Here is a 24,220-nt window from a genome sequence, read left to right as displayed (position 1 = left end):
TCCCTCGTCCCTGGCACAATCCAGGGCAGCAACTAAGGAATCCCATGAAGACTGACATCCACCCCGAGTACAAGGCAGTCGTGTTCCGCGACCTCGGTTCGGGCGAGACCTTCCTCACCCGCTCCACCGTCTCGAGCGACAAGACCATCGAGCTGGACGGCGTGGAGTACCCCGTCATCGACGTCGAGATCTCCTCGGCCTCGCACCCGTTCTACACGGGCAAGCAGCGCATCATGGACTCGGCCGGCCGCGTCGAGAAGTTCAACCAGCGCTTCAAGGGCTTCGGCGGATCGTCCAAGTAAGGACCCCCGCCTCGAAGGCCCCGTTCTCTTCGGAGAGCGGGGCCTTCGTCGTTCTCGCGACGACGTGCGTTCACGTCGTCGGCATCCGCCGAGCGACGGACATGCTCAGCGGATGCGTCGACCGTGCGCGAGGTCGATGAGACGGCTGAGCACGGGGCCCGATCGCAGCCCGTTGTGCTCGTGCTCGCTCGTCTGCCACAGGTGGACGCCCGGCAGCAGCTTCGCGGTCTCGAGCGAGAACTCGTAGGGCACGTACACGTCGTTCACATACACGGCGGCGGCGCCGGTCGCCTCGGACGCGGCGATCGCCGAAGCGTCGTAGACCGAGGGCCACTCGAACTCGGCGAGTTCGAGGGCGACGTCCCGCCAGGGCCGGAAGGCCGGCACCGTCTCGGTCCATTCGCGGCGGATGTGCTCGCCGGTGAACAGCGTCGGGTCGTCGCGGAAGTCCGCGGGCTCGGTGCGCTCGGCCGACCACCGCGTGGCGTGGCCATCGGCGTAGCTGGACTCGTGGAAGGCGAAGTAGAGCGGGTTGCGTCCGCCGTAGGGCATCGCATTCATGAGGTCGTAGCGGAACGCGTTCTTCGTCGGATCCGATTCGAGAAGCGACCACACCGTCTGCCATCCGGCATCCGTTCCGAGGGCCGACCCGAAGGAGCGGAGGCGGGAGACCGAGACGACTTCGCCGTCGGGGAGCACGATGTCACCGGCGGCCGCGCGATCGACCAGGCGCCGCATCGCGTCGCGGTGCTCGGGAAAGCGCCGGTAGTAGCGCTCCGAGGCATCGCGCATCTTGTCGTAGCAGAGGGCGTAGACGTCGTCGGGGTGGCGTCCGATCGCGCTCAACCCTCCCGTGATGAACACGTCGGTCAGGGAGTCGGCGTCGGTGGAGAGGTAGGCGAGGGTCGTGAAGCCGCCGAAGGACTGGCCGAGCACGCTCCACTGCTCGGCGCCGAGGTGCTGGCGCATCGCCTCGCAGTCGCGCACGATCGCGTCGGCCCGCAGATGGGTGAGGTGCTCGGCGACGACCGAGGAACCGAGTGCCAGGTCGCCATCGGAGACGGGAGTCGAGCGCCCCGCGCCGCGCTGATCGAGCAGCACGACCTGATAGTGCGCGAGTGCCTCGTCGAGCCAGGCCGGCGAGGTGGCGGCGTGGAACGGGCGGGGTGCCTCGCTGCCCGGGCCGCCCTGGAGGAACACCAGGTAGGGGAGCGCCTCGCCGCCGGGACGTGAGACGACGGCGGCGAACACGTCGATGGTGCGGCTGTCGGCGGGATCACCCCAGACGAGGGGGACGGTGAGCGTGTGCTCTTCGACGGTCAGATCCAGCAGGCGGCGCACGACGGTAGTCACGTCTTCGATCCTATCGAGCAGCGGCCCAGGGCGAAGGCGCAGCCGGCGCTACATCACGTTGCCGATGTAGGAGTACTTGACGAACACCTCGGCGGCGATGCCGGCCTCCTCGAGCACCCCCTGCACGGCGCTCATCATGTAGTTCGAGTCCCAGCCCATGTAGAGGTGGTGGCCGTCGGTGAGTTCGTCCCACTGCCCCTTCCAGGCCATGCCGTCGTAGATGGGGCCGCCGTGCGCTGCCGAGTACGACAGGGCGGCGGCACGGATGTCGGTCCAGGCGCGACGCAGGACGCGGTTGAAGAGATGCTTGACGTCGTACACCTCCCACCGCTCGCCGCGGTACTCGACGTAGTCGAACTCGCGCTCCCAACCGGCGGGCCAGCCGCGACGGCGGACGGCGTCGAGGATCGGGGTCAGTCCGTCGTCGTCGATCTCGGGCAGGGCCGGTCTCGCCCAGACCTGCAGCAGCTCGGCGGTGAGGCGCACGGTGCGGGCCGTGATCGCCGCGGTGTTCCACTGGTCGATGGCATCCAGCTCCCGAGTCGCGGCGACGCTGCTCCGCGCATAGGCATCCGCGCGCTTGACCGGGAACGAGGCGCCGAAGACGCTCTCGGTGAGGTGCTGTTCCAGCAGCGTGAGGTTGCCCAGCGTGGGGGCGAGCGCGCGGTGGCTGTTCTGCTCGTCCTCGCTGTACTCGCTCCACGTGCGCGCCCCGTCCCCCGACCAGGCGTCGCCGGGGACGGTGGGCACGATGTGCTCGACGTCGAACTCGAGGGGATCCTCGACCCCTTCGAGACGGCCGAGCACGTAGGCGGCGTAGGGGAGCTCGCTGTACTTCAGCACCGCGCTGACCCGCTCGTCGGAGGGGGTGATGCGTGCGAACGCCCGAGCCAGCGCTTCCCGCCCCTGCGAGCGGGCGCGGCAGAGCCGGGCGACCAGGCGCTCGTTGGGCAGGTTCACGAGGGTGCGGCGCAGGTAGAGCGCCTGGATCCATTCGAGAGTCTCGATCAGTTCGTCGCGCTCGATGACCCCGCGGGAGTGGTCGCTGTAGGCGCTGAGCACGAGCGGGTAGGCCGCGCGACCGAAGGTGTTCACGAAGCGCAGTTGTCGGGCGATCTCCGGATCGCTCTCGAGCGAGGGGTCGAGGAGGATGCCGTAGATCTCGGCGTAGTGGCGCCAGACCTCGGCATCCGCCTGCAGCCGCTCCGCATCGACCCGGGGGAACGAGTGGCGGAAGGCGCTGTAGACGCCGTGCTCGCCGTTCGCCGCGAGTTCGCGCCCGGTCGTCATCACGAGGTAGTGCCGCCAGAATGCGCCGATCGTCTCGCCCGTGTGGCGTTCGATCGGCAGCCAGAACCGGGCCTCCACGTCGAGCTGCTCGGCGTGGGTGAGCCCCATCAGGATGTAGTTGTGGATGAGCTCGTGGTCGCGCAGGGGTTCACCCGTCGAGTTCAGGCTCTCGAAGATCTGCTGCGCGTTCGCCTGCGCGCCGAGCGTGATCGACACGTGCTCGAGTCGCTGCAGCCCGCGCCAGATGCGTGCCACCTCGTCGGCGTGCACCTGACTCCGGAAGAACGCGTAGTTGTCATCGAAGCGGGATTCCCGGTCGGCGTCGTCGCGCCGATCGAGCACGACCGATTCGTACAGCCCGGCCCAGGCGTCGTGCGGGCGCAGCTTGGTGCGGGACGGATCGTCGGCGCGCACGAGAACCCTCTCGAGCTCGGCGGCGAGCTGCGGGTCGGTGCCTCGCACACTGTGGTGCAGAGCGGCGATGAGGAGGGTGAGCGTCGTGATGCGCTGCTGCCCGTCGATGAGGATCAGGTCGTCGTCGGTCGCGCCGTCCTGCGCGGAGAGGATCGAGCCGATGAAGTGACGGTGCGATTCGTCGGCGTCCGCCACGGAGCGGATGTCGGAGAGCAGTCTCTCGCACCCGCCGATGTCCCACCGGTACTGCCGCTGGTACACGGGGACGACGATGGTGGTCGACCCCGCCGCGAGCCACTCGATCGTGTTGACTGCTGTCGCCTCGACGTTGGTGGCGGTGCTCATACTGGTGTCTCGTCCTCCCGTAGCGCGCGATGTCGAGGGTGAACCCGGCACCGATTTCAGTCTATTCGGTTATTCACGGCCGCCTCCGAAGCGCACGCACCGCTCGCTGTTAGGCTTGCCTTATCAGGGCCTGTTAAAACGTGCTGGCCCCCGATGAAAGGAACATGACTCGATCATGGGATACATCAAGTCCAAAGCGCTGGAGGAGAAGGGCTTCGTCGTCCTCGACAGCTACAACCAGGAACTCGACCCCAAAGAGTGGCTGGACATCGAGTACAACGACTGGAAGTCCTCGGGCGACACGCGATTCGCGCCGCTCGCCAGCGCCTTCGGAGACATCGAGTGCAACGGCTTCTGGAACCACAAGCCGCCGCGCACCGACAAGGACGGCGTCTGGATCGATTCGCAGACCGCCAAAGCCCCGAACCTCACGCGCCGCGCGCAGGAGCCCGGTGCCAACGTCGGGCGCTGCCGGGTCATCGAGCTGCAGCCGACCCCGTACGGAGACTGCCTCTACAACCTGCACCAGGATGACAACAACCGTCTGAACCCGGACGGCACGGGGTGGGTGGTTCGCGGCTTCTTCAACCTCACCGACGACAAGGACAGCTACTTCGTCCTGCGCGAGAACCGCACCGACCCGAGCATCGAGTACCGCATCGCGCTTCCGGCCGGCGCGCAGCTCATCGTGGACACGCAGCGCCTGTGGCACGCCGCGACGCACAACGGCACCGAGCCGCGTTACTGCCTCATCACCTCGTGGACCTCGGGCCCGGAGCTCGACGCGTACATCGAGAAGTACCACGGCACCGATGACGTTCCCAACGTCGAGGTTCCGCAGGAGGTGCTCGAGCACGGCTACGCCGAGCAGGCCCGCAAGGATGCCGCGCGCGCCGCGTACTACGCCGCCAAGGGCCAGCAGGTCAAGCAGGCGATGAGCGAGGCCTGATCCTCTGCCCCTCGGAGACCCGTCTCCACGAAAGGCCCCGGTCGTCGCGACCGGGGCCTTTCCCGTGGAATCACATGCTTGTGGTTTCCAGGATCGTGGGCGAGAATGGGCGCATAACCGCATATCGTCGCTGATTTCAGTTCAGGTCGTTGGGGAAGACGCACCTGATGAAACGGAGAGATCATGGCGACGGCTTACGCACGCGGAGTGGTGTACATCCACTCGGCGCCTCGCGCGCTCTGCCCGCACCTCGAATGGGCGGTGGGTCGCGCTATCGGGCGTGCGGTGAACTTCGACTGGGCCGACCAGCCCGTGCTCGACGGCGCCCGCCGCGCCGAGTTCTACTGGGATGGCCCGGTGGGTACCGGCGCCGCTCTCGCGACCGCGATCCGCGGCTGGGAGCACCTGCGTTTCGAGGTGACCGAGGATCCGACTCCCCGTAGCGACGGTGGACGCTGGCTGCACACCCCGGACCTCGGCATCCACTACGCCCAGACGGATGCCGCCGGCAACATCGTCATCGGCGAGGATCGCATCCGGTATGCGATGGAGATCGCCGCCGGCAGTGCGATCGAGCTGCAGCGCGAGCTCGACGTCGCCCTCGGCTCCGCGTGGGACGACGAGCTCGAGCCGTTCCGCCACGCGAGCGACGACGCCCGCGTCGTGTGGCTGCACAAGGTCGGCTGACGTGCCGCCGACCCACAGACCTGGAGCGCGGGAGGCGTGAGTATCGGATGCCGGTGATTCGTCCCGGACGCTGAGAAGACGTCCCCCGCTCCATAGACGAAGACCCCGCCCCTGTTCGCAGCGGCGGGGTCTTCGTCGTCGGAGGTGCCGTCGTCGGAGAGGCAGTGGCCCGGTCAGATCACCGCGGCGTGGCGGAGGTCATCGCCCTGGGAAGCCGCCCCGCCCTGCACATGCGCCCAGGACTCGGCGACGCGCGTCATCGCCTCGGCCGTCCGTTCCGGGGGCAGCGTGATGGGGATGCGCAGCCGGCGCTCCAGCACGCCTCCGGTGGTGAACCGCGGCCCGGGCGGCAGGATGAGCTGCCGCTCGCGCGCCGCGAGCGACAGCGCCGTCGAGACCGGAACTTCGAGATCGACCCACGCCGAGAGACCGCCGGGCGTCGACGGCATCCGGATGCCGGGAAGCGCGGCGAGTCCCGCCTCGACCGCCGCGCGTCCTGCCCGCAAGCGCGTGCGCACGTGTGCGGTGAGGGCCGGCATGTCGGCGAGCAGCTCGACGGCGATGCACTGCTCGAGCAGGGCCGTGCCGAGCTCGAACGAGGGGCGCACCGCGAGGAGTCGAGTGATGAGGGACCGTTCGGCGCGGATCCAGCCGATGCGCATGCCGCCCCAGGCGATCTTCGACATCGAGCCGACGGTCACGACGCGGGGGTCGTACGCCGCCATCGGTGTGGGCGCCCACCCGCGGTCGATGTCGAGTTCCGTGGTCGTCTTGTCGACGATCAGCGTGGTCCCGGCGCTGCGCGCGGTGGCGACGAGGCGCGATCGTTCGTCATCGGGGAGCGTCGCGCCCGTCGGATTGTGGAAGTCCGGGATCAGGTAGGCGAGATGCGGTCGCACGCTCAGGAGCGTCTCGGCGAGGTGTCGGGCATCCCAGCCTTCGACGTCGACGGGGGTCGGCACCAGGCGGTAGCCGTGACGATGAAGCGCCTCGAGCGCGTGTGGGAAGGTCGGTTGCTCGACGAGCGCGCGCTCTCCCCGTCGTCCGATCGTCGCGAACACCAGGTTGAGGGCGTTCAGAGCGCCTGAGGTGATCATGATCTCGTCGGCCGAGGTCTCGACGCCGCGCTCGGAGAAGCGAGCGGCGACGGCCTCGCGGAGCTCGGGGAGGCCGCGCAACGAGTAGCCGCTCGTGCCCCGCATCGCGGCGAGGCGCGGGAGGGAGCGCACGGTGGCGTCGTACAGGCCGGGGGTGGAGTCCATCGAGGCGATCGACAGGTCGATGGCCGAGTCGTCGTCGGTCGGGATGGTCACGATATCGGCGTGCGGGAGGGTGATGCGGGTGCTCCCGCCGTGCAGCCGGGCGACATAGCCCTCTGCCTCGAGGAGCCCGTACGCGCGGGTGATCGTCGACCGGGAGCGGCGCAACTCCAGTGCGAGCGCACGTTCGCTCGGAAGCCGCTCACCGACGGTCAGGCGACCGTCGAGCACGAGCGCGCGGATCTGGTCGGCGAGGGCGGACGCCGTGGCGCCGGCGGCGTTCTGCGCTCCGAGCTGTTCGACGAGTCGTGATCCCATGCCTCCAGCATGGCGCAGAAGTGGACTGATTTCTGCAGGCCACTTCTGGGGGAGTGGACTCGGATTCGGAGCATGACCGGCATCCACCATGGAGAGATGCACCTGCGCGCCGTCTTCCTGCCCGTCACCGCCACGAGTCGGCGCGACCTCGTCGAGCGCCTCGGGCAGCTCGTGCTCGGTCTCTTCCTCTACGGCGTGGCGCTCGGGTTCATGGTGCGGGGCGGGATCGGCGTCGCTCCCTGGGATGTCCTCGCACTCGGCGTCTCGGGGAGTTCGGGCATCGGCTACGGCACCGTGACCGTGCTCGTCTCGATCGTCGTGCTGCTGCTGTGGATCCCTCTGCGGCAGCGGGTCGGCCTCGGCACGCTGCTGAACGCACTGATGGTCGGCCCCGCCGCCGACCTCACGCTGCTCGTGCTGCCCGCTCCGCCGACCGTCTGGATCGGAGCGCCGATGTTCATCTTCGGTCTGCTGCTGCTCGCCTTCGCGACCGGACTCTACATCGCTGCCGACTTCGGCCCGGGACCGCGCGACGGACTCATGACCGGACTCGTGCGCCGCACCGGCTGGAAGGTGTGGATCGTGCGGACGCTGATCGAGGGGAGCGTCCTGCTGGTCGGGTTCGTGCTCGGTGGGCCGGTCGGCGTGGGCACGGTGCTCTTCGCCTTCGGCGTCGGTCCGCTGATCGGCTGGTTCCTACCGCGGATCACCCGGATGCGCGTGGCACGGTCCCAGCGGCTCGCCCCGCCCGCGGCGTCCGTGCCGAGCTGAACGCGCCCTCGACACACGACGACGGCCCCCGGAGTATCTCCGGGGGCCGTCGTCGTGTGCGGGACTCAGTCGTTGTCGGCCGCTGCGAACACCGCAACGGCGTTGTGACCGCCGAAGCCGAAGGAGTTGCTGATCGCGTACTGCGGGCCGTCACCCAGTGGCGTCGGCTCGCCGGAGAGGCGGAACGGCACGGCGGGGTCGGGCTCGGTCATGTTGATGGTGGGCGGGGCGACGCGGTCGCGCAGCGCGAGCAGCGCGAAGATCGCCTCGAGTGCGCCGGTGCCGCCGAGCAGGTGACCGGTCGACGCCTTGGTCGCCGACACGGGGATCTCGTCGATGCGGTCGCCGAAGACCTTCTTGAGCGCGACGTACTCGTTCGGGTCTCCGACCGGGGTCGACGTCGCGTGCGCGTTGATGTGCGTGACCTGATCGGCGGTGATGCCCGCCTCCTCGAGCGCCTGGGTGACGGCGCGCGCCGCTCCCGTGCCCTCGGGGTCGTTGCCGGTGATGTGGTAGGCGTCGGCCGTCACGCCGCCGCCGAGCACGTAGCCGTAGATCTTCGCACCGCGGGCCTTCGCGTGCTCCTCGGTCTCGAGGATGAGCGCTGCCGCACCCTCGCCCATGACGAAGCCGTCACGGTCGATCGCGCCGGGACGGGAAGCGGTCGCGGGGTCGTCGTTGCGACGCGACAGGGCCTGTGCCGAGGCGAAGGAGGCCATCGTGATCGGGTGGATCGCCGATTCGGTGCCACCGGCGATGACGACGTCGGCCAGCCCCTCCTGCAGGTGGTGGAACGCGTGGATGATCGACTCGGTGCTCGAGGCGCAGGCGCTCACGACGGTCTGCGCGTAGGCGCGGGCGCCGAACTGGAGCGAGAGGTTGCCGGCCGCGGCGTTGGGCATGAGCATCGGGACGGTGAGCGGCATGACGCGGCGGGGTCCCTTCTCACGCAGGGTGTCCCATGCGTCGAGGAGGGTCCAGAGACCGCCGATGCCGGTGGCGAAGTCGATGCCGAGGCGCTCGGGGGCGACCTCGGGGGAGCCCGCGTCGGCCCAGGCCTCACGGGCGGCGATCAGGGCGAACTGGGAAGAAGGGTCGAGACGCTTGGCCTCGTGGCGCGGGAGGACTTCCTCGGGCCGCACGATCGCCTCGGCGGCGAAGGTGACGGGCAGCTCGTACTGGGCGACCCAGTCGTGCTCGAGTGCGCGGGTGCCGGAGGCGCCTGCGAGGAGGTTGGTCCAGTTCTCCGGAGCTGTCCCGCCGATGGCGGACGTGGCGCCGATGCCGGTGACGACGATGCGCTTGGTCATGGTGTGGTTCCTTGTCGGACGGGATTCAGAGCAGGGTGGGGGCAGGACGGAGGATGCCACGCCCCGACGGTGCGGGGGTGGCATCCCTCGTGGATTACTCCTGGCCCGCGACGATGAAGTTGACGGCGTCGCCGACGGTCTTCAAGTTCTTGACCTCGTCGTCGGGGATGGTGACGCCGAACTTCTCCTCGGCGTTGACGACGATCGTCATCATCGAGATCGAGTCGATGTCGAGATCGTCGGTGAACGACTTCTCGAGAGCGACCTCGGAGGCGTTGATGCCGGTCTCGTCGGTGATGAGCTCTGCGAGGCCGGCGAGGACCTCGTCGTTGGTGAAAGCCATGTGGTCTTCCTCTTTCTTACGGGTTGTTTTCGGAACCGTGGAACAGTCTAGGGAAAGTCGGGCCCCGGTCAGGGGAGCACGACGACCTGAGCCGCGAACACGAGGCCCGCGCCGAAGCCGATCTGCAGGGCGAGTCCGCCCGAGAGCTCGGGGTGCTCGGCCATCAGACGGTGGCTGGCCAGCGGGATCGATGCAGCCGAGGTGTTTCCCGTCGTCTCGATGTCGCGGGCGATCACCGTGGTCTCCGGGAGCTTCAACTGCTTGGCGAATTCGTCGATGATCCGCATGTTCGCCTGGTGGGGGATGAAGGCAGCGATGTCTGATGCCTCGACGCCGGCGCGGTCCAGCGCCTCGCGGGCGACCTTCGCCATCTCCCAGACCGCCCAGCGGAAAACCGTCTGACCTTCCTGGCGGAGGGTCGGCCACGGCACCTCGCCGTCGCGGAACTGCGTCAGGGTGCCGTTCATGCCCACGGCATCCGCCTTCGAGCCGTCGGAACCCCACACTGCCGGAGCGATGCCGGGGGTGTCGCTCGGGCCGATCACTGCGGCGCCGGCGCCGTCACCGAGCAGGAACGAGATGCTCCGATCGGCGGGATCGACGATGTCGGACAGCTTCTCGGCGCCGATCACCAGCGCGTAGCGCGCGGCCCCCGCTTTGATGAGGGCATCGGCCTGGGCCACGGCGTAGGCGTATCCCGCGCAGGCGGCGTTGATGTCGTAGGCCGCTGCGGGGTTCGCACCCACGCGGTCGGCGACGATCGCGGAGACCGAGGGGGACTGCTTCGGGTTGCTGATGGTCGCGACGATGACGAGGTCGATCTGGTCGGCCGGGATCCCGGCCTTCTCGATCGCCTCGGCGGCGGCTTCGGACGCGAGGTCGATCGCGTCCGTGCCCTTGTCGGCGCGCACACGCGTGATGATTCCCGTGCGCTGGCGGATCCACTCGTCGCTCGAGTCGATCGGACCGATCAGGTCGTCGTTGGGCACGGCGTTCTCGCCGCGCGCGGCGCCGTACGAGTAGATGCGGGTGAAAGCGGGGCCCGTGGCCTGCGTCAGGGTGGCGCTCATGCGGCTTCTCCGTTCAGCAGCGCGACGGCCGCATCGAGGTCTTCGGGGGTCTTGACGGCGACGCTCGGAACGCCGCGCAGACCGCGCTTGGCGAGTCCGGTGAGCGCACCGGCGGGAGCGAGCTCGATCAGGCCGGTGATGCCCTGATCGGCGAACGACGCCATGCAGAGGTCCCAGCGCACGGGCGACGAGACCTGGTCGACCAGGTAGTCGAGGGCCTGCGCGCCGCGGGTCACGACCGATCCGTCGCGGTTCGTCCAGAGGGTCAGCGTCGGGTCGGCGGGGGCGACCTCGGCGACGGCGTCCCGCAGCACGGCCACGGCGGGAGCCATGTAGGTCGTGTGGAAGGCACCGGCCACCTGCAGCGGGATCACCCGGGTGCCCTTGACGGGTTCTGCGGCGAGGGCCTCGAGCGCGGGGAGCTCGCCCGCGACGACGATCTGGCCGCCGCCGTTGTAGTTCGCGGGCGACAGACCGAGGTCGTCGAGTCGAGAGAGGACGGCCGCCTCATCGCCACCGAGGACCGCGCTCATGCCCGTGGGGGTCTGCGCCGCGGCATCCGCCATCGCCCGTCCGCGGATGCCGACCAGGCGCATGCCCGTCTCGGCATCGATCACGTCGCTGCCCACCAGGGCGGCGATCTCGCCGACCGAGTGGCCGGCGATGCCGTCGGCCCGGCGCCCGGCGCGGGCGTTCAGCGCGTCGGCCGCGATGAGCGATGCGGCCACGATCAGCGGCTGCGCGATGCGCGTGTCGCGGATGGTGTCGGCATCGGATTCTGTGCCGTGGAGGCGGAGATCTACCTCTGCTGCGTCGGAGTACGACGCGAGGCGCTGGGCCACCCCGTCGAGCTCGAGCCAAGGGGCGAGGAAACCGGGGGTCTGCGAGCCCTGACCAGGGCATACGACGACAATCACATCCCCAGTCTGCCAATGATCGGAGACAAGCGGTGGATGATTCATCACAAGATTCCGAAGAACGCTTGTGTGTGGCGCACAGCGCCGCGGGAAACGCGGGTCAGCGCGGCACCCGACGCTGCGACGGGCGGCGTCGGGACTGGTCGGCGGCGCCGATCGAACCGAGGATCAGGGCCGTCTGCAGGATCAACGCCTCGCGCGGGCCGGTGGCATCCCAGCCGATGACCTCGCTGACGCGCTTGAGCCGGTAGCGCACGGTGTTCGGATGCACGAAGAGCTCGCGGGCCGTCGCCTCGAGCGAGCGGCCGTTGTCGAGATAGCTCCAGAGCGTCGTGACCAGGTCGGTCGAATGCGCCTGCAGTGGGCGGTAGATCCGCTCGATGAGCGTCTGCTTGGCCAGCGGATCACCGGCGAGTGCCCGCTCCGGAAGCAGATCGTCGGCCTCGACCGGACGCGGGGCGCTGCGCCAGGCGCGGGCGACCGCGAAACCGGCGAGTGCTGCGCGGGCGCTCTGGCTGGCGTCGACGAGCGCGACGACGGCGGGACCGAGCACGACGTAGCCCGGGCCGAACGAGGGCTCCAGTCGAGACGCGATCTCGAGGAACGTGAGCTCGTCGTCGTCGGTCTCCTGCTCCTCGTCACGGGCGCGGCCGAGCACGAGGACGAGTCGTGACCCCTGCACGCCGATCAGTACGTCGACCGCCAGCTTGCGGGCGGTGCGCCGCACCTGGTCGACGTCGAACTGCGGGGGAGTCGTGCCCACGAGCACGGCGACCTCACCGTGACCGTGCCACCCGAGAGCGGCGATCCGGCTGGGGAGCTCCTCGTCGGCCTCGCCCGTGAGGATCGAGTCGACCACGAGCGCCTCGAGTCGGGCATCCCAGAGTCCCCGGGCCTCGGCCGCGCGAGCGTAGACGTCGGCGGCCGCGAAGGCGACATCGCGGGAGTAGAGCAGGATCGCCTCGCGGATGTTCTCACCCTTGCCGGCGACGCGCTCCTCGGTGACCTCGACGGTCACGCGGATCAGCTGCAGGGTCTGCTGCAGACTCACGCTGCGCAGCAGCTCCCGCGGGGCGGCGGCGAAGATGTCGGCCGCGATCCACGGCGTCGAGGTGGGGTCGTCGTACCACTGGATGAACGACGTGATGCCCGCCTGGGCCACCAGCCCGACCGCAGAGCGGCGGGCTGGTGGCATGTCGGCGTACCAGGGCAGCGTGTCTTCCAGGCGCTTGATCGTCACCGAGGCGATGTCACCGGAGATCCGGCGCAGCCAGGCGAGGGTCGCGGCCTTGTCCATGCCGGCGGGAGACGAACCTGTCACCGATGACTCAGCTTTCGCCACCCGCGTTGCCGCTGGTTCCGGCGTTGACATCGTGAAGGCTGTACTTCGCGATCGCCTGCGCGGCCAGCGAGCGGTCGACGACGCCGTCCTCGGCGAGCGACTGCAGCGTGCGCACCACGATCGACGGGCCGTCGATCTTGAAGAAGCGACGTGCCGCGGCGCGGGTGTCGGAGAAACCGAAGCCATCGGCGCCGAGCGTCGCGAAACGCTGCGGGACCCACGGGCGGATCTGGTCCTGGACGGCGTGCATGAAGTCGCTCACCGCGATGACCGGACCCTCGGCGCCCTGGAGCTTCTGGGTGAGGTAGGCCGTGCGGGGCTCCTCCTCCGGGTGCAGGAAGTTGTGCTCGTCGGCGGCGAGGCCGTCGCGGCGCAGCTCGGTCCACGAGGTGACCGACCAGACATCGGCGATCACGCCCCAATCGTTCTTCAGCAGTTCCTGCGCTTCGAGGGCCCAGGGGAGTCCGACGCCCGAGGCGAAGAGCTGGGCGCGGTGGCCCTCGCCCTCGCCGACCGAGATGCGGTGGATGCCGCGCACGATGCCGTCGACGTCCACGTTCTCGGGCTCGGCGGGCATCACGGTGGGCTCGTTGTAGAGCGTGATGTAGTACATCACGTTCGGGTCCTCGTGCTCGCCGCCGTACATGCGCTCGATACCCGACCGCACGATGTGCGCGATCTCGTAGCCGTACGCGGGGTCGTACGAGATCGTCGCGGGGTTGGTCGCGGCCAACAGGTGCGAATGCCCGTCGGCGTGCTGCAGGCCCTCACCCGTCAGGGTGGTGCGACCGGCGGTGGCGCCCATGATGAAACCGCGCGCCATCTGGTCGCCCGCCGCCCACTGGGCGTCGCCCGTGCGCTGGAAGCCGAACATCGAGTAGAAGAGGTAGATCGGGATCAGCGGTTCGCCGTGCGTGGCGTACGACGTGCCGGCAGCGGTGAACGCCGCGAGGGCGCCCGCCTCGTTGATGCCGACGTGCACGATCTGGCCCTGCGGGCTCTCCTTGTAGGCGAGGAGGAGCTCGCGGTCGACCGAGGTGTAGTGCTGGCCGTTCGGGTTGTAGATCTTCGCCGTCGGGAAGTACGCGTCCATACCGAAGGTGCGTGCCTCGTCGGGGATGATCGGCACGATGCGGTGGCCGAAGTCCTTCGAGCGCAGCAGGTCCTTCAGCAGTCGGACGAACGCCATGGTCGTGGCGATCTCCTGCGTGCCGGAGCCCTTCTTCGGGAGTGCGTAGGCGGTGTCGTCGGGCAGCGAGAGACCGACGTGCGTCGAACGACGCTCGGGCAGGAAGCCGCCGAGGTTGTTGCGGCGCTCCAGCATGTACTGGATGGTCTCGTCCTGGGGGCCCGGGTTGTAGTACGGGGGCAGGTACGGGTTCTCCTCGAGCTGCGCGTCCGTGATCGGGATGTGCATGGCGTCGCGGAACGTCTTGAGGTTGTCCAGCGTCATCTTCTTCATCTGGTGGGTCGCGTTGCGGCCCTCGAAGTGCGGACCGAGGCCGTAGCCCTTGACGGTCTTCGCGAGGATGACGGTGGGCTTGCCCTTGTGCTCGGTCGCGGCCTTGAACGCGGCGTAGACCTTGCGGTAGTCGTGGCCACCGCGCTTGAGGTTCCAGATGTCGTCGTCGGAGTAGTTCTCGACGAGGGCGGCGGCGCGCTCGTCGCGTCCGAAGAAGTGCTCGCGGATGTATCCGCCGGACTCGGCCTTGAACGTCTGGAAGTCGCCGTCGGGCGTGACGTTCATGAGGTTGAGCAGCGCACCCTCGGTGTCGCGGGCGAGGAGGTCGTCCCACTCACGGCCCCAGACCACCTTGATGACGTTCCAGCCCGCGCCGCGGAAGAACGACTCGAGCTCCTGCACGATCTTGCCGTTGCCGCGCACCGGGCCGTCGAGACGCTGGAGGTTGCAGTTGACGACGAAGGTCAGGTTGTCGAGTCCCTCGTTGGCCGCGACCTGGAGCTGTCCGCGGCTCTCGACCTCGTCCATCTCGCCGTCGCCGAGGAAGGCCCAGACGTGCGACTGCGAGGTGTCCTTGATGCCGCGGTTCTCGAGGTACTTGTTCGACATCGCCTGGTAGATCGCGTTGATCGGGCCGAGGCCCATCGACACGGTCGGGAACTGCCAGTACTCCGGCATCAGGCGCGGGTGCGGGTAGGAGGGCAGGCCGTGCGGGGCGTGCGACTTCTCCTGGCGGAAGCCGTCGAGCTGGTCCTCGCTCAGTCGGCCCTCGAGGAAGGAGCGGGCGTAGGTGCCGGGCGAGGCGTGGCCCTGGATGAAGATCTGGTCGGCGCCGCCGGGGTTGTCGGCACCCTTGAAGAAGTGGTTGAAGCCCACCTCGTAGAGCGCGGCCGACGACGCGTAGGTCGAGATGTGCCCGCCGACGCTGATGCCGGGGCGCTGTGCGCGGTGCACCGTGATGGCGGCGTTCCAGCGGATCCACGCGCGGTAGCGGCGCTCCACCTCTTCGTCACCGGGGAACTCGGGCTCGTTCTCGGGTGCGATCGTGTTGATGTAGTCGGTGGTCGGAACCATCGGCACGCCGAGGTGCAGCTCCTTCGAGCGCTTCAGCAGGCTGAGCATGATCTCGCGCCCACGGCCGTGGCCCTTGGCATCGACGAGCTCATCGAGCGACTGCTGCCACTCACCCGTCTCTTCCGGGTCGCTGTCGAGAGAGTCCTGAGAGTACGGATCCTGGTCGTGGACGGTCACGGGGAGCCTTTCGTCAAGCTGGCAGGTCATGCCAAGGAAACGGGAAGCGACGCGGGCAGCCTTGTCGGCTGTGCACAACGCGCGCCGTCCTCAGCCTAGCCCTCTTCCACCATGCGGGTGCGCATCCGCATACGGATACACTGGACGCACCAGGGCCTTTAGCTCAGCTGGTAGAGCGCCACGTTTACACCGTGGATGTCGTCGGTTCGATCCCGGCAGGGCCCACCACTTCGCCGTCCACCCATTCGATGGTCGTCAGACCGTCGATGCGGAGCGTCCTCCGCCCCTCGCTGCGCAGGTACGTCAGCAGTGTGCGGCGGCATCCGCGGCAGAGCAGGATGACGCAGGCGCCGTCGATCTCGGCGACGGCATCCGCGATCACGGCCGCTCGCGCGCAGTGCCCGCAGGTGGCGCGCGCGCCGGTCATGTCCCTGCCGAAGATCTCGAGCAGATACCCGCCGGCGGCGTTGCCGTCGACGCGCCGGACGGTCCGGGGTTCGGGAGTGTGTTCCATCAGGCTCCTCCGAATCGCTCGGTGCGGATGCGGTCAGGCGGATGCCCCGCCGCGACGAGGAGATCGGCGACGGCCTCGACGAAACCGGTCGGCCCGCATACATAGACCGACGGCTGCAGTGACGGCGGATAGGTCGACGAGAGGATGGTCGCGGCATCCACCCGACCGGCGGGACGTGCGAAGCCGGGCGGAGCGACGCGCGAATAGGCCCAGTCGATGACGAGGCCGTTGCCGGCGAGGCGGTCGATGTCGTCGAGGTAGAAGGCGTCCGACGCCGAGCGCACGGCGTACAGCAGCCGCATGGGTGCGCTGCTGCCGGAGCGCTCGTGCGCACGGGCGATGGCGATGAGGGGAACGATGCCCGATCCGCCGGCGATGAGCTGAACGGGCTCGGGGCGATCGGGGGTCCAGACGAAGTAGCCGCCGATCGGTCCGCGGATCTCCAACTGATCGCCGGGCCGCACGTCTTCGACCAGGTAGGGGGAGACCTCGCCGTCGGGAACCTCGTCTACCGCGAGTTCGAGAACCTCGCCGGGGCCGGAGGAGGCGAGCGAGTAGGACCGCACGGCCTGGTAGCCGTCCTCGGCCGTGAGGCGCACGTCCACGTGCTGCCCGGCGAGATTGCCCGGCCAGCCGTCGACCTGCAGTCCGAGGATGCGCCCGTGGCTTCCGGCGCCGAGTGTCGTGACGACGGTCGCCGGGCGCCACAGCGGTGCGGTCGTCACCAGTACCGTTCCTCCTTCCAGGGGTCGCCGTGCATGTTGTAGCCGTTCTGCTCCCAGAATCCCGGTGCGTCGTGCTCGCGCAGGTTCAGCCCGTGCACCCACTTCGCCGACTTCCAGAAGTAGAGGTGCGGAACGAGCAGGCGTGCGGGTCCGCCGTGTTCGGGGGCGAGGGGCTCGCCGTCGAACTCCAGCGCGATCCATGCGCGCCCTCCGACGAGGTCGTCGCGGGAGAGGTTGGTCGTGTACCCGCCGTAGGAGAAGACCTCGGCGAATGCCGCATCGTCGCCGACTGCGTCGAGGAGGCGTTCGACCGCGACGCCGCGCCACTGCGTGCCGAGCTTGGACCAGCGGGTCACGCAGTGGATGTCGGTGGTGATCGTCTCGATCGGGAGCGCGTGCAGCTCCTCCCACGTCCAGGTGTGCCGAATCCCGTCGCGACCGACGACGACGAACTCCCAGGACTCGGTCGGGATCCGGGGCGTCGGTCCGGCCGACAGCACGGGGAAGTCCCCGGTCAGATACTGACCGGGAGGGAGCCGCTCATCGGACTCTCGTCTGCGCGCTCCGAATCCGCGGGAGATCACACTCATGCTCGCCTGCCTTCGCTCGTGTGGGGTCATTCAAGCGGATGGGCGACGGCCGCGCTACGACATCTGTCGAACGTCCGCGCATCGCCACGAGTGGCGAAGTTGATCCGACACTCCTGCGAAATCAATTATTTACTTGTCTACGTGCAAAACCTGCTAGCTTCACACGTAAATCAGTTGATAACTCAAGGAGCCACGTTGCTGCAGGATTCTGCTTCCTCTGCTGTCTCCGGATCGCGCGCGACGGCCCCGGCCACCGCCGAGCGGCTCGCGCGCGACAACATGGCGTTGGCGACGTTCCTCGCGCTGGAGAAGGCCCGCACGGCGGAGCACGTCGACCTCGACGACCTCATGTCGGCCGCTCGCCTCGGACTCGCGCGCGCGGCGATGACCTACGAACCCGAGCGCGGCATCCCCTTCGGTGCCTTCGCCCGCACGCAGATCACCTGGGCGATGCTCTCGGAGATGCGTCGCGCCGACCCCGCCGGGGAGCGCGGGCGCGACAAGATCGAGCTCATCCGCGCCGCCGGCGACGCCGTGCTCGCTCGCACGGGTCGTGCCGGCACACCCGCCGAGGTCGCGAAGGAAGCGGGTCTCGACATCGCGGCGGTCGCCGAGATGCTGCACCTGGATGCGATGGTGCGCACGGCCACGAGCTTCGAGGAGCATTTCGATCCCGAATCGGGTCGACAGGCGGTCGATCTCACCGACAGCATCGTGCTCCCCGAGTTCGCCGCGGAGCAGAACGAGACGCGTGACATGGTCGTGCGCGTGCTCGATGCGCTGCCGGACGCGATGCGCCGGGTGATCCGCGGGATCTACCTCGACGATCGCATGGTCAAGGACCTCGCCGACGAGATGGAGGTGAGCCACGCCTACGTGTCGAAGCTGCGCTCGCGCGGTCTCGCTCTCATGCGTGAGGCGATGGAGGCCTGGGAGCAGGGGACCGCCGGCGACCGCACCAGCCCCGCGAAGGCCGAGTTCTTCGGAGCGCTCTTCGGACCGGAGAAGCCCGCGAGCGCGCACCGCAGCGAAGACCTCCTCCCCGCGATCTGACTTTCCCGTCGGTCACCGGTTACGGACCGCGCGAGGTGTCGCGAATGTGGGATGTGCGGGTCCACGGATGGACCCGCTTCCAGTCCCATAACCACGGAGGATACTCATGGGTCTTCAGATCGCAACCAACGTCAGCGCGCTCAACTCGTACCGCAACCTGTCGAGCAACCAGAACGACGTCTCGAAGTCGCTCGAGAAGCTCTCGAGCGGCCTGCGCATCAACCGCGCGGCAGACGACGCCGCCGGCCTCGCCATCTCCGAGGGCCTGCGCTCGCAGGTCAACGGCCTGAACGTCGCAGCCCGCAACGCTCAGGACGGCATCTCGGTCATCCAGACCGCAGAAGGCCAGCTGACCGAGGTCCACTCCATCCTGCAGCGCGTGCGCGACCTCGCGGTGCAGGCCGGTAATGACTCGAACAACGCGGACTCGCGCAAGGCGATCACCACCGAGGTGACGCAGCTCGTGGACGAACTCGACCGCATCGCCGAGAGCGCCAACTTCAACGGCATCCAGCTGCTCGACGGCACCGCCGGCGCGGCGGGCAACGGTGTGCTGAGCTTCCAGGTCGGCGCCGACGGTTCCGCCTCGAGCCAGATCACCGTGAACCTCGGCACGGCGAACATCGCCACGCTGGCGGCAGACCTGCGCGACGACATCCTCACCACTGCGGATGGCTTCGCCAACCCGACCGTCGCCGCCGCGACGATCGACACGGTCGACGCCGCGATCAAGAGCGTCTCGTCGGCCCGCGCCGACCTCGGTGCGGTGCAGAACCGCTTCGAGTCGACGATCAACTCGCTGCAGGTCTCGGCCGAGAACCTCTCGGCGGCCAAGAGCCGCATCGCCGACACCGACATGGCGGCCGAGATGGTCAAGTACACGGCTGCGAACATCCTGCAGCAGGCGGGCACCGCGATGCTCGCGCAGGCGAACCAGTCCGGCCAGGGCGTTCTCCAGCTGCTCCGTTGAGCCGCCGCGCCTGAGGCGCACCGGGCGCCCGGGCGGGGGACACTCCGCCCGGGCGCCTTCCCCTAAGACCTGCGACACGCCCCGAGGGAAGGCATCCGAGGATGAAACTGGACGGATTGGTCTCCGGACTGAAGACCGGCGAGCTCATCGACGCGCTCATGGACGTGTCGGCGATCCCGAAGAAGCTGATCACCACCAAGATCACCGACCGCACCTCGATCATCACGAACCTGCAGTCGTTGAACACCTCGCTGCAGGCGCTGGTCGAGAAGGCCAAGACCGCGGCGTCCGCCACCTCGCTGGCCGCCTTCACCGCCACGTCGTCGTCCGAGAGCGTCACCGTGAACGCGGGGCCGAAGGCGAGCGCCTTCTCGACGAGCATCGTCGTCGACGCCGTCGCCACCGCGCACTCGGTCGTCACCGCGGCCGGGGGCGCGAGCTCCTGGGGAGGAGCGTTCACGCTGGTGGCCGCCGACGGCACCCGCACCGAGATCGCGCCCGCCGGTGCATCGCCCCACGATCTCGCCAAAGCCATCAACGCCGCGAAGGCGGGGGTGACGGCGACCGTCGTGCCCGCCGGGACGGATGCCGACGGCGCGCCGCTCTCGCGCATCCAACTGAACGCCGCAGAGACCGGTGCCGAGAACACCTTCACGCTGCACCGCGGCAACGGCGACGATCTCGACGCGGGCACCGCGATCGACCTCGGCACGGAGCCGGGAGCCGCCGTGCTGACGGCCGGTGCCGACGCCCGCATCCGCCTCTTCGCGGGGACCTCGGCCGAGCAGGTGCTGACGAGCGCGAGCAACACGATCACCGTCGGCGACGACGTCACCGTCACGGTCACGAAGCCCAGCGCCGACCCGGTCACGGTCACCGTCGCCCTCGACGCGAAGGCGCAGACGGCCACGGCCGAGGCGTTCATCAAGGAGATCGCCGGTCTCCTCACCCGCATCGACAACGGTTCGAAGGCCACGGTCGGCGCGGTGGGGGAGAAGACCACCCTCGGCGTGTTCACCGGCGACAGCACCGTGCGCAACCTCCGCACAGCCCTGGCCAACGCCGTGCAGCACCCGATCGACGGGGTCTCGCCCTCGAGCATCGGCATCTCGATCAACGAGAAGGGTGTGCTGTCGTTCGACGCCGAGAAGTTCGCCCAGGCACTCGCCGACGATCCCGAGAAGACCCAGGAGCTGTTCTCGGGCGTCGCCGGTCGCCTCGAGGGCGTGGCCGACACCTACTCCGACAAGTACGACGGTCTGCTCACGCAGCGCATCACCGGGCAGGAGTCCGAGGTCAAGACCCTCAAGACGCAGGTCGAGCGGTGGGACGTCCGTCTCGAACAGCGTCGGGCGACCCTGGAGCGCACGTACTCGCAGCTCGAGGTGCAGCTGTCGAAGCTCGAATCCCAGTCGTCGTGGCTCACCGGGCAGCTCGCCGCCCTCACCGCCACCAAGTCCTGATCGCCGAGGAGAGACAAGCGATGCCCCTGACATCCCTGGAACGCGCCAAGCAGCAGTACCTCGAGCAGCAGGTCGCCTCGGCCTCGCCCGAGCGTCTGCTCACCCTGCTGTACGACCGCCTGCTCGTCGACATCGATCGAGCCGGGGCCGCGCAGGATGCCGAGGACTGGGCGGCCGCGGGCACCCACCTCACCCACGCCCAGCAGATCGTCGCCGAGCTGAGCGGGTCACTCACCGACGCCTGGGACGGCGCGGCCGACCTGCGCGCGGTGTACACCTACGTCACCGGTCGCCTGATCACCGCGAACATCGGCCGCGATCGGCTGGCCACTGCGGAGTGCCGCGAACTCGTCGCGCCGCTCCGCGAAGCGTGGCACCAGGCCGCAGCGGTGACCTCGGCCGCGGCTCCCGCCCCGGCATCCGCGCTGGGCTGAGCCGCATGACCGACAACCTCGCGTCGTGGCTGGCCGTGCTCGATACGTTCGAGCGGGCGCTCGATGCCGCCGACGACCAGCTCGACCCGACCTTCGAGCCGCCTCCCGGACCCGTGCCCGAAGAGCTGCGCGAACGCGCGGAGGCGGTGCTGGCGCGTCAGCAGATGATGATCCGCGGACTCACCGCCTCGCGGGCGAACGTCGCGCGTGAACTCGCCGCGCTCCGTCGGGTGCCGACGGGGTCGCCCGACGCTCCCGCGTACCTCGACGTCGAAGGATGAGCGGCGGCGGTTACGCCGACACCGCACTGTCGCGATAGTCGGCCACGAGCACGGATCGCTCGACGCAGGCCACGGATCGGCTTCTCCACCACACATCCGGGGTGCCGCCGTGCTCGAATCCGTAACCTCCTCCGCGCTGATCAGCGCGCTCGACGGTCTGGCGCTGCGCCAGCGTTCCATCGCCGAGAACATCGCGAACGTCAACACGCCCGGCTACCAGGCGAAGCGGGTGCAGTTCGAGGACGAGCTGCGTCGCGCGGTCGACGGCGGATCGGGGTCGGTCGCCGCGACCGTCGAGCGCTCACTCGAGCCCACCCGCCTGAACGGCAACAATGTGAACCTCGACACCGAGACGCTGTCGAACATCGACACCGTGCTCCGGTTCCAGTTCGCCAGCCAGGCGATCGGCGGCCAGGCGGCCTCGATCACCAAGGCGATCGGCCAGGCATCCGCATGACCTTCGACGCGATCGGCATCGCCGGCACCGGACTGAACGTGCACCGCAAGTGGCTCGACGCGCTCAGCGACAACATTGCGAACGTCAACACCGCCATCCCGGCCGGTGAAGAGGCGTTCCGGGAGAAGTTCGTCACGGTGCAGGCGGGTACCGAGAGCCCGGGCGTCTTCGTCGCCGGGGTCGTCGAATCGGAGGCCGAGGCGAAGCTCGTCTACGACCCCGAGCATCCGTATGCCAACGAGGACGGGTACGTCCAGTACCCGAACGTCGAACTCGGCGACCAGATGAGCATGCTGATCCTCGCCCAGCGCGGCTACGAGGCGAACGCCGCCGTCGTCGACCGCGCCAAGACCACCTACGAGGCCGCCCTGCAGATCGGACGCAACTGATGTCGACCCCCATCGACGCGATCTCCGCGACCGGCGTCAGTCCGATGTCGGCCCTCAGCTTCGAATCCGGTGCCGACGGCACCGGATCGTCCGCCTCGGCGGGCGCCTTCGCGACCTCGATGTCCGGCGCGATCGAGAACCTGCAGCAGTTGCAGTCGACCTCGAACGAGCTCGCCGTGCAGGCCGTCACCGGTGACCTGCAGGACATCCACCAGGCCATGATCGCCTCCGCCCGCGCCGGCGTGACGCTCGACCTCGTGGTCGCGATCCGCGACCGTAGCGTCTCGGCGTTCAACGAGATCATGCGGATGCAGGCCTGATCATGCCGAAGGTGATCACGAACTCCTTGGAACGCGTGAAGCTGATCGTCTCGGGCTTCAGCGTCGCTCAGCGCACGATCGCGATCATCGGCGTCGCGCTGCTGGTGATGGGGGCCGTCGCACTCGGCGCCTGGCTCACCAAGCCGCAGATGAGCCCGCTCTTCACCGGACTCAGCGCCGGCGACGCCTCGGCGGTCGTCGACCAGCTCAAGTCGGCGGGCGTCGGCTACGAGCTCGCCGAGGGCGGCGCCACGATCCTCGTACCCGACGACCAGGTTTACGCGCAGCGGCTGGCGGCAGCATCCGCCGGGCTCCCCGGTGACACGAGCGAGGGCTACACCCTGCTCGACAAGATGGGCGTCACCGCGAGCGAGTTCCAGCAGTCGGTGACCTACAAGCGCGCGATCGAGGGCGAGCTCGCGAGCACGATCGGCGCGATGGACGGCATCAGCACGGCGTCGGTGCAGCTGGCCATCCCCGAGGAGAGCGTGTTCGTCTCGGAGCAGCAGACCCCCACCGCATCGGTGTTCGTGAAGACCCGCAACGGGTCGACGCTCAGCGACGAGAAGATCGAGGCGATCATCCACCTCACGAGCGCGTCGGTTCCGGGCATGACGCCGGAGGACGTCGCGGTCACCGACCAGAACGGCACGGTGCTCTCGGCCGTAGGCTCGGGCGTGGCCGGCAACTCGTCGAAGCAGGCGACCGAGCACGAAGCCCGGGTGGCCGCGTCGGTGAACCGGATGCTGGAGACGATCGTCGGACCGGGGAACGCGACCGTGACGGTGTCGGCGGACGTCGCGAACTCGACTTCCGAGCGCATGGACGAGACCTACTCGGCTCCCGAGGGCGACCTGAGCGCCTCGGAGCAGACGAAGACCGAGACCTACACCGGCGGGCAGGGCGGGGGCACCGGTGTGCTCGGCCCCGACAACATCGCGGTGCCCAACGGTGCGGACGGCGACGGCGCGTACGAGTTCGAGGAGACCTCGCGCAACAACGCCGTCAACAAGTCGACCGAGAAGACGATCACCCCCGCCGGCGAGGTGACCCGGCAGACCGTGAGCATTGCGCTCAACCGCGGCACCGTGACCGGCGTGACCGCGGCGCAGATCGAGACCCTCGTCGCCTCGGCCGCCGGCATCGACGTCGAGCGCGGCGACACGATCGCCGTCGAGTTCGTGGAGTTCGCCGGCGCCGGCGCGAACGCCGCGCAGACCGCACTGGCGGCGGCCGAGGCCGAGCAGGCCGCGCAGTTCCAGCAGGAGCTCGTGCGGTCGGCGATCATCGGCGGCTCGATCCTGCTCGCCGTGATCATCCTCGTCGTCTTCCTGTCGATCCGCCTGCGCATGAAGCGTCGCATCGCCTACACCGACGAGGGCCCGATCGAGTACCTCGCGACCCTGACCGAGAGCGAGGAGCAGAAGCTCAAGTCGCTCAAGGGTCTGCAGGACCGCGAAGCCCTGACGGCACCGCTGCTGCCGCAGGTCTCACCGACCCTCCTCGACGTCGAGGAGGAGCCCGAGCGGGAGCAGATCCTTGTCGAGCGTCGTCGCCGTGAGATCGACGACATCGCCCGCCGCGAACCCCAAGCCACCGCGACCGCGCTGGCGAGCCTGATGGACGAGTCGACCGTATGAG

At 68.9% G+C, this 24,220-nt stretch carries 25 protein-coding genes and 1 tRNA gene; 14 read left to right on the top strand and 12 right to left on the bottom strand.

Annotation, left to right across the window (positions count from 1 at the left end; genetic code table 11):
* The first annotated feature begins 44 nt into the window (after nucleotides 1-44).
* Nucleotides 45-302, top strand: coding sequence for a type B 50S ribosomal protein L31 (locus ACZ5Y9_RS10625; RefSeq protein ID WP_021200734.1), 258 nt, complete (start codon nucleotides 45-47; stop codon nucleotides 300-302).
* Between the two features lie 105 nt (nucleotides 303-407).
* On the opposite strand, the gene ACZ5Y9_RS10620 is transcribed toward ACZ5Y9_RS10625, so the two are convergent.
* Together ACZ5Y9_RS10620 and ACZ5Y9_RS10615 are read right to left on the bottom strand one after the other, a co-directional pair.
* Nucleotides 408-1,655 (bottom strand): alpha/beta fold hydrolase, encoded by a 1,248-nt coding sequence (locus ACZ5Y9_RS10620; protein WP_464471302.1) that lies wholly within the window; start codon nucleotides 1,653-1,655, stop codon nucleotides 408-410.
* 48 nt (nucleotides 1,656-1,703) lie between these two features.
* Entirely contained in the window at nucleotides 1,704-3,704 is a 2,001-nt protein-coding gene (locus ACZ5Y9_RS10615) for a DUF262 domain-containing protein (RefSeq protein ID WP_464471301.1), read from the bottom strand.
* 175 nt (nucleotides 3,705-3,879) lie between these two features.
* On the opposite strand from ACZ5Y9_RS10615, the gene ACZ5Y9_RS10610 reads away from it, so the two are divergent.
* A complete protein-coding gene (locus tag ACZ5Y9_RS10610; RefSeq protein ID WP_247622282.1) occupies nucleotides 3,880-4,653 on the top strand; it encodes a hypothetical protein in 774 nt (257 codons plus the stop codon).
* A gap of 183 nt (nucleotides 4,654-4,836) precedes the next feature.
* Nucleotides 4,837-5,340: a DUF3145 domain-containing protein gene (locus ACZ5Y9_RS10605; RefSeq protein WP_247956294.1), complete on the top strand. Its 504-nt coding sequence runs from the start codon at nucleotides 4,837-4,839 to the stop codon at nucleotides 5,338-5,340.
* Nucleotides 5,341-5,513: 173 nt separating this feature from the next.
* On the opposite strand, the gene yczR is transcribed toward ACZ5Y9_RS10605, so the two are convergent.
* Nucleotides 5,514-6,917 carry a MocR-like transcription factor YczR gene (yczR, locus tag ACZ5Y9_RS10600; protein WP_464471300.1) on the bottom strand — a complete coding sequence of 468 codons (1,404 nt, stop codon included), beginning with the start codon at nucleotides 6,915-6,917 and terminating at the stop codon, nucleotides 5,514-5,516.
* A 72-nt stretch (nucleotides 6,918-6,989) separates the two neighbouring features.
* Between yczR and yczE the strand changes: the two genes are divergently transcribed.
* Nucleotides 6,990-7,688, top strand: a complete 699-nt coding sequence (yczE, locus tag ACZ5Y9_RS10595; RefSeq protein WP_440747138.1) for a membrane protein YczE — start codon at nucleotides 6,990-6,992, stop codon at nucleotides 7,686-7,688.
* A gap of 65 nt (nucleotides 7,689-7,753) precedes the next feature.
* Here the strand turns inward: yczE and ACZ5Y9_RS10590 are convergent, their stop codons facing one another.
* The 6 genes from ACZ5Y9_RS10590 to aceE form a co-directional block, all read right to left on the bottom strand.
* A complete protein-coding gene (locus tag ACZ5Y9_RS10590; protein WP_247956291.1) occupies nucleotides 7,754-8,998 on the bottom strand; it encodes a beta-ketoacyl-[acyl-carrier-protein] synthase family protein in 1,245 nt (414 codons plus the stop codon).
* A 94-nt stretch (nucleotides 8,999-9,092) separates the two neighbouring features.
* Complete coding sequence (locus tag ACZ5Y9_RS10585; RefSeq protein WP_017202249.1) at nucleotides 9,093-9,341, bottom strand: acyl carrier protein; 249 nt, start codon at nucleotides 9,339-9,341, stop codon at nucleotides 9,093-9,095.
* Between the two features lie 68 nt (nucleotides 9,342-9,409).
* Nucleotides 9,410-10,411 carry a beta-ketoacyl-ACP synthase III gene (locus tag ACZ5Y9_RS10580; RefSeq protein WP_336640232.1) on the bottom strand — a complete coding sequence of 334 codons (1,002 nt, stop codon included), beginning with the start codon at nucleotides 10,409-10,411 and terminating at the stop codon, nucleotides 9,410-9,412.
* Nucleotides 10,408-11,328: an ACP S-malonyltransferase gene (locus ACZ5Y9_RS10575; RefSeq protein ID WP_464471299.1), complete on the bottom strand. Its 921-nt coding sequence runs from the start codon at nucleotides 11,326-11,328 to the stop codon at nucleotides 10,408-10,410. The genes ACZ5Y9_RS10580 and ACZ5Y9_RS10575 overlap by 4 nt, the downstream gene beginning before the upstream one ends.
* A gap of 100 nt (nucleotides 11,329-11,428) precedes the next feature.
* Complete coding sequence (locus ACZ5Y9_RS10570; RefSeq protein WP_247633966.1) at nucleotides 11,429-12,625, bottom strand: PucR family transcriptional regulator; 1,197 nt, start codon at nucleotides 12,623-12,625, stop codon at nucleotides 11,429-11,431.
* A 31-nt stretch (nucleotides 12,626-12,656) separates the two neighbouring features.
* A complete protein-coding gene (gene aceE, locus ACZ5Y9_RS10565) occupies nucleotides 12,657-15,383 on the bottom strand; it encodes a pyruvate dehydrogenase (acetyl-transferring), homodimeric type (protein ID WP_464471298.1) in 2,727 nt (908 codons plus the stop codon).
* Nucleotides 15,384-15,535: 152 nt separating this feature from the next.
* Here aceE and ACZ5Y9_RS10560 point away from each other — a divergent pair.
* Nucleotides 15,536-15,611: transfer RNA gene (locus tag ACZ5Y9_RS10560), tRNA-Val, on the top strand.
* Here ACZ5Y9_RS10560 and ACZ5Y9_RS10555 read toward each other — a convergent pair.
* The 3 genes from ACZ5Y9_RS10555 to ACZ5Y9_RS10545 all read right to left on the bottom strand — a co-directional run bounded on the left by ACZ5Y9_RS10555 (nucleotide 15,568) and on the right by ACZ5Y9_RS10545 (nucleotide 17,212).
* Nucleotides 15,568-15,810 carry a DUF6510 family protein gene (locus tag ACZ5Y9_RS10555; protein WP_464472741.1) on the bottom strand — a complete coding sequence of 81 codons (243 nt, stop codon included), beginning with the start codon at nucleotides 15,808-15,810 and terminating at the stop codon, nucleotides 15,568-15,570. The genes ACZ5Y9_RS10560 and ACZ5Y9_RS10555 overlap by 44 nt on opposite strands.
* A gap of 86 nt (nucleotides 15,811-15,896) precedes the next feature.
* The gene (locus tag ACZ5Y9_RS10550; RefSeq protein ID WP_464471297.1) at nucleotides 15,897-16,622 is read right to left on the bottom strand and encodes an FAD-binding oxidoreductase; all 726 of its coding nucleotides are present in this window, start codon (nucleotides 16,620-16,622) and stop codon (nucleotides 15,897-15,899) included.
* Nucleotides 16,619-17,212, bottom strand: a complete 594-nt coding sequence (locus ACZ5Y9_RS10545; RefSeq protein ID WP_247632088.1) for a molybdopterin-dependent oxidoreductase — start codon at nucleotides 17,210-17,212, stop codon at nucleotides 16,619-16,621. The genes ACZ5Y9_RS10550 and ACZ5Y9_RS10545 overlap by 4 nt, the downstream gene beginning before the upstream one ends.
* 195 nt (nucleotides 17,213-17,407) lie before the next feature.
* Here ACZ5Y9_RS10545 and ACZ5Y9_RS10540 point away from each other — a divergent pair, with 195 nt between their 5' ends.
* The 9 genes from ACZ5Y9_RS10540 (at nucleotide 17,408) to fliF (ending at nucleotide 24,219) form a co-directional block, all read left to right on the top strand.
* A complete protein-coding gene (locus ACZ5Y9_RS10540) occupies nucleotides 17,408-18,265 on the top strand; it encodes a sigma-70 family RNA polymerase sigma factor (RefSeq protein ID WP_247956287.1) in 858 nt (285 codons plus the stop codon).
* 106 nt (nucleotides 18,266-18,371) lie between these two features.
* Nucleotides 18,372-19,235, top strand: a complete 864-nt coding sequence (locus ACZ5Y9_RS10535; RefSeq protein ID WP_247622298.1) for a flagellin N-terminal helical domain-containing protein — start codon at nucleotides 18,372-18,374, stop codon at nucleotides 19,233-19,235.
* Nucleotides 19,236-19,336: 101 nt separating this feature from the next.
* Nucleotides 19,337-20,698 (top strand): flagellar filament capping protein FliD, encoded by a 1,362-nt coding sequence (fliD, locus tag ACZ5Y9_RS10530; protein ID WP_336640237.1) that lies wholly within the window; start codon nucleotides 19,337-19,339, stop codon nucleotides 20,696-20,698.
* A 20-nt stretch (nucleotides 20,699-20,718) separates the two neighbouring features.
* The gene (gene fliS, locus ACZ5Y9_RS10525) at nucleotides 20,719-21,132 is read left to right on the top strand and encodes a flagellar export chaperone FliS (protein ID WP_400438487.1); all 414 of its coding nucleotides are present in this window, start codon (nucleotides 20,719-20,721) and stop codon (nucleotides 21,130-21,132) included.
* Nucleotides 21,133-21,137: 5 nt separating this feature from the next.
* Nucleotides 21,138-21,413 carry a hypothetical protein gene (locus tag ACZ5Y9_RS10520; RefSeq protein WP_247622300.1) on the top strand — a complete coding sequence of 92 codons (276 nt, stop codon included), beginning with the start codon at nucleotides 21,138-21,140 and terminating at the stop codon, nucleotides 21,411-21,413.
* Nucleotides 21,414-21,522: 109 nt separating this feature from the next.
* A complete protein-coding gene (locus ACZ5Y9_RS10515) occupies nucleotides 21,523-21,870 on the top strand; it encodes a flagellar basal body rod protein FlgB (protein WP_247622301.1) in 348 nt (115 codons plus the stop codon).
* Complete coding sequence (locus ACZ5Y9_RS10510; RefSeq protein WP_464471296.1) at nucleotides 21,867-22,259, top strand: flagellar basal body rod protein FlgC; 393 nt, start codon at nucleotides 21,867-21,869, stop codon at nucleotides 22,257-22,259. Before ACZ5Y9_RS10515 ends, ACZ5Y9_RS10510 begins: the two co-directional genes overlap by 4 nt.
* Complete coding sequence (gene fliE, locus ACZ5Y9_RS10505) at nucleotides 22,259-22,579, top strand: flagellar hook-basal body complex protein FliE (protein WP_372491548.1); 321 nt, start codon at nucleotides 22,259-22,261, stop codon at nucleotides 22,577-22,579. Before ACZ5Y9_RS10510 ends, fliE begins: the two co-directional genes overlap by 1 nt.
* A gap of 2 nt (nucleotides 22,580-22,581) precedes the next feature.
* A complete protein-coding gene (fliF, locus tag ACZ5Y9_RS10500; RefSeq protein ID WP_464471295.1) occupies nucleotides 22,582-24,219 on the top strand; it encodes a flagellar basal-body MS-ring/collar protein FliF in 1,638 nt (545 codons plus the stop codon).
* Nucleotide 24,220: the final 1 nt, after the last annotated feature.

The organism is Microbacterium sp. T3-8, from assembly GCF_055398145.1.
Note: the sequence above shows the minus strand (reverse complement) of the source record. Positions and strands in the feature narration are given on the sequence as shown.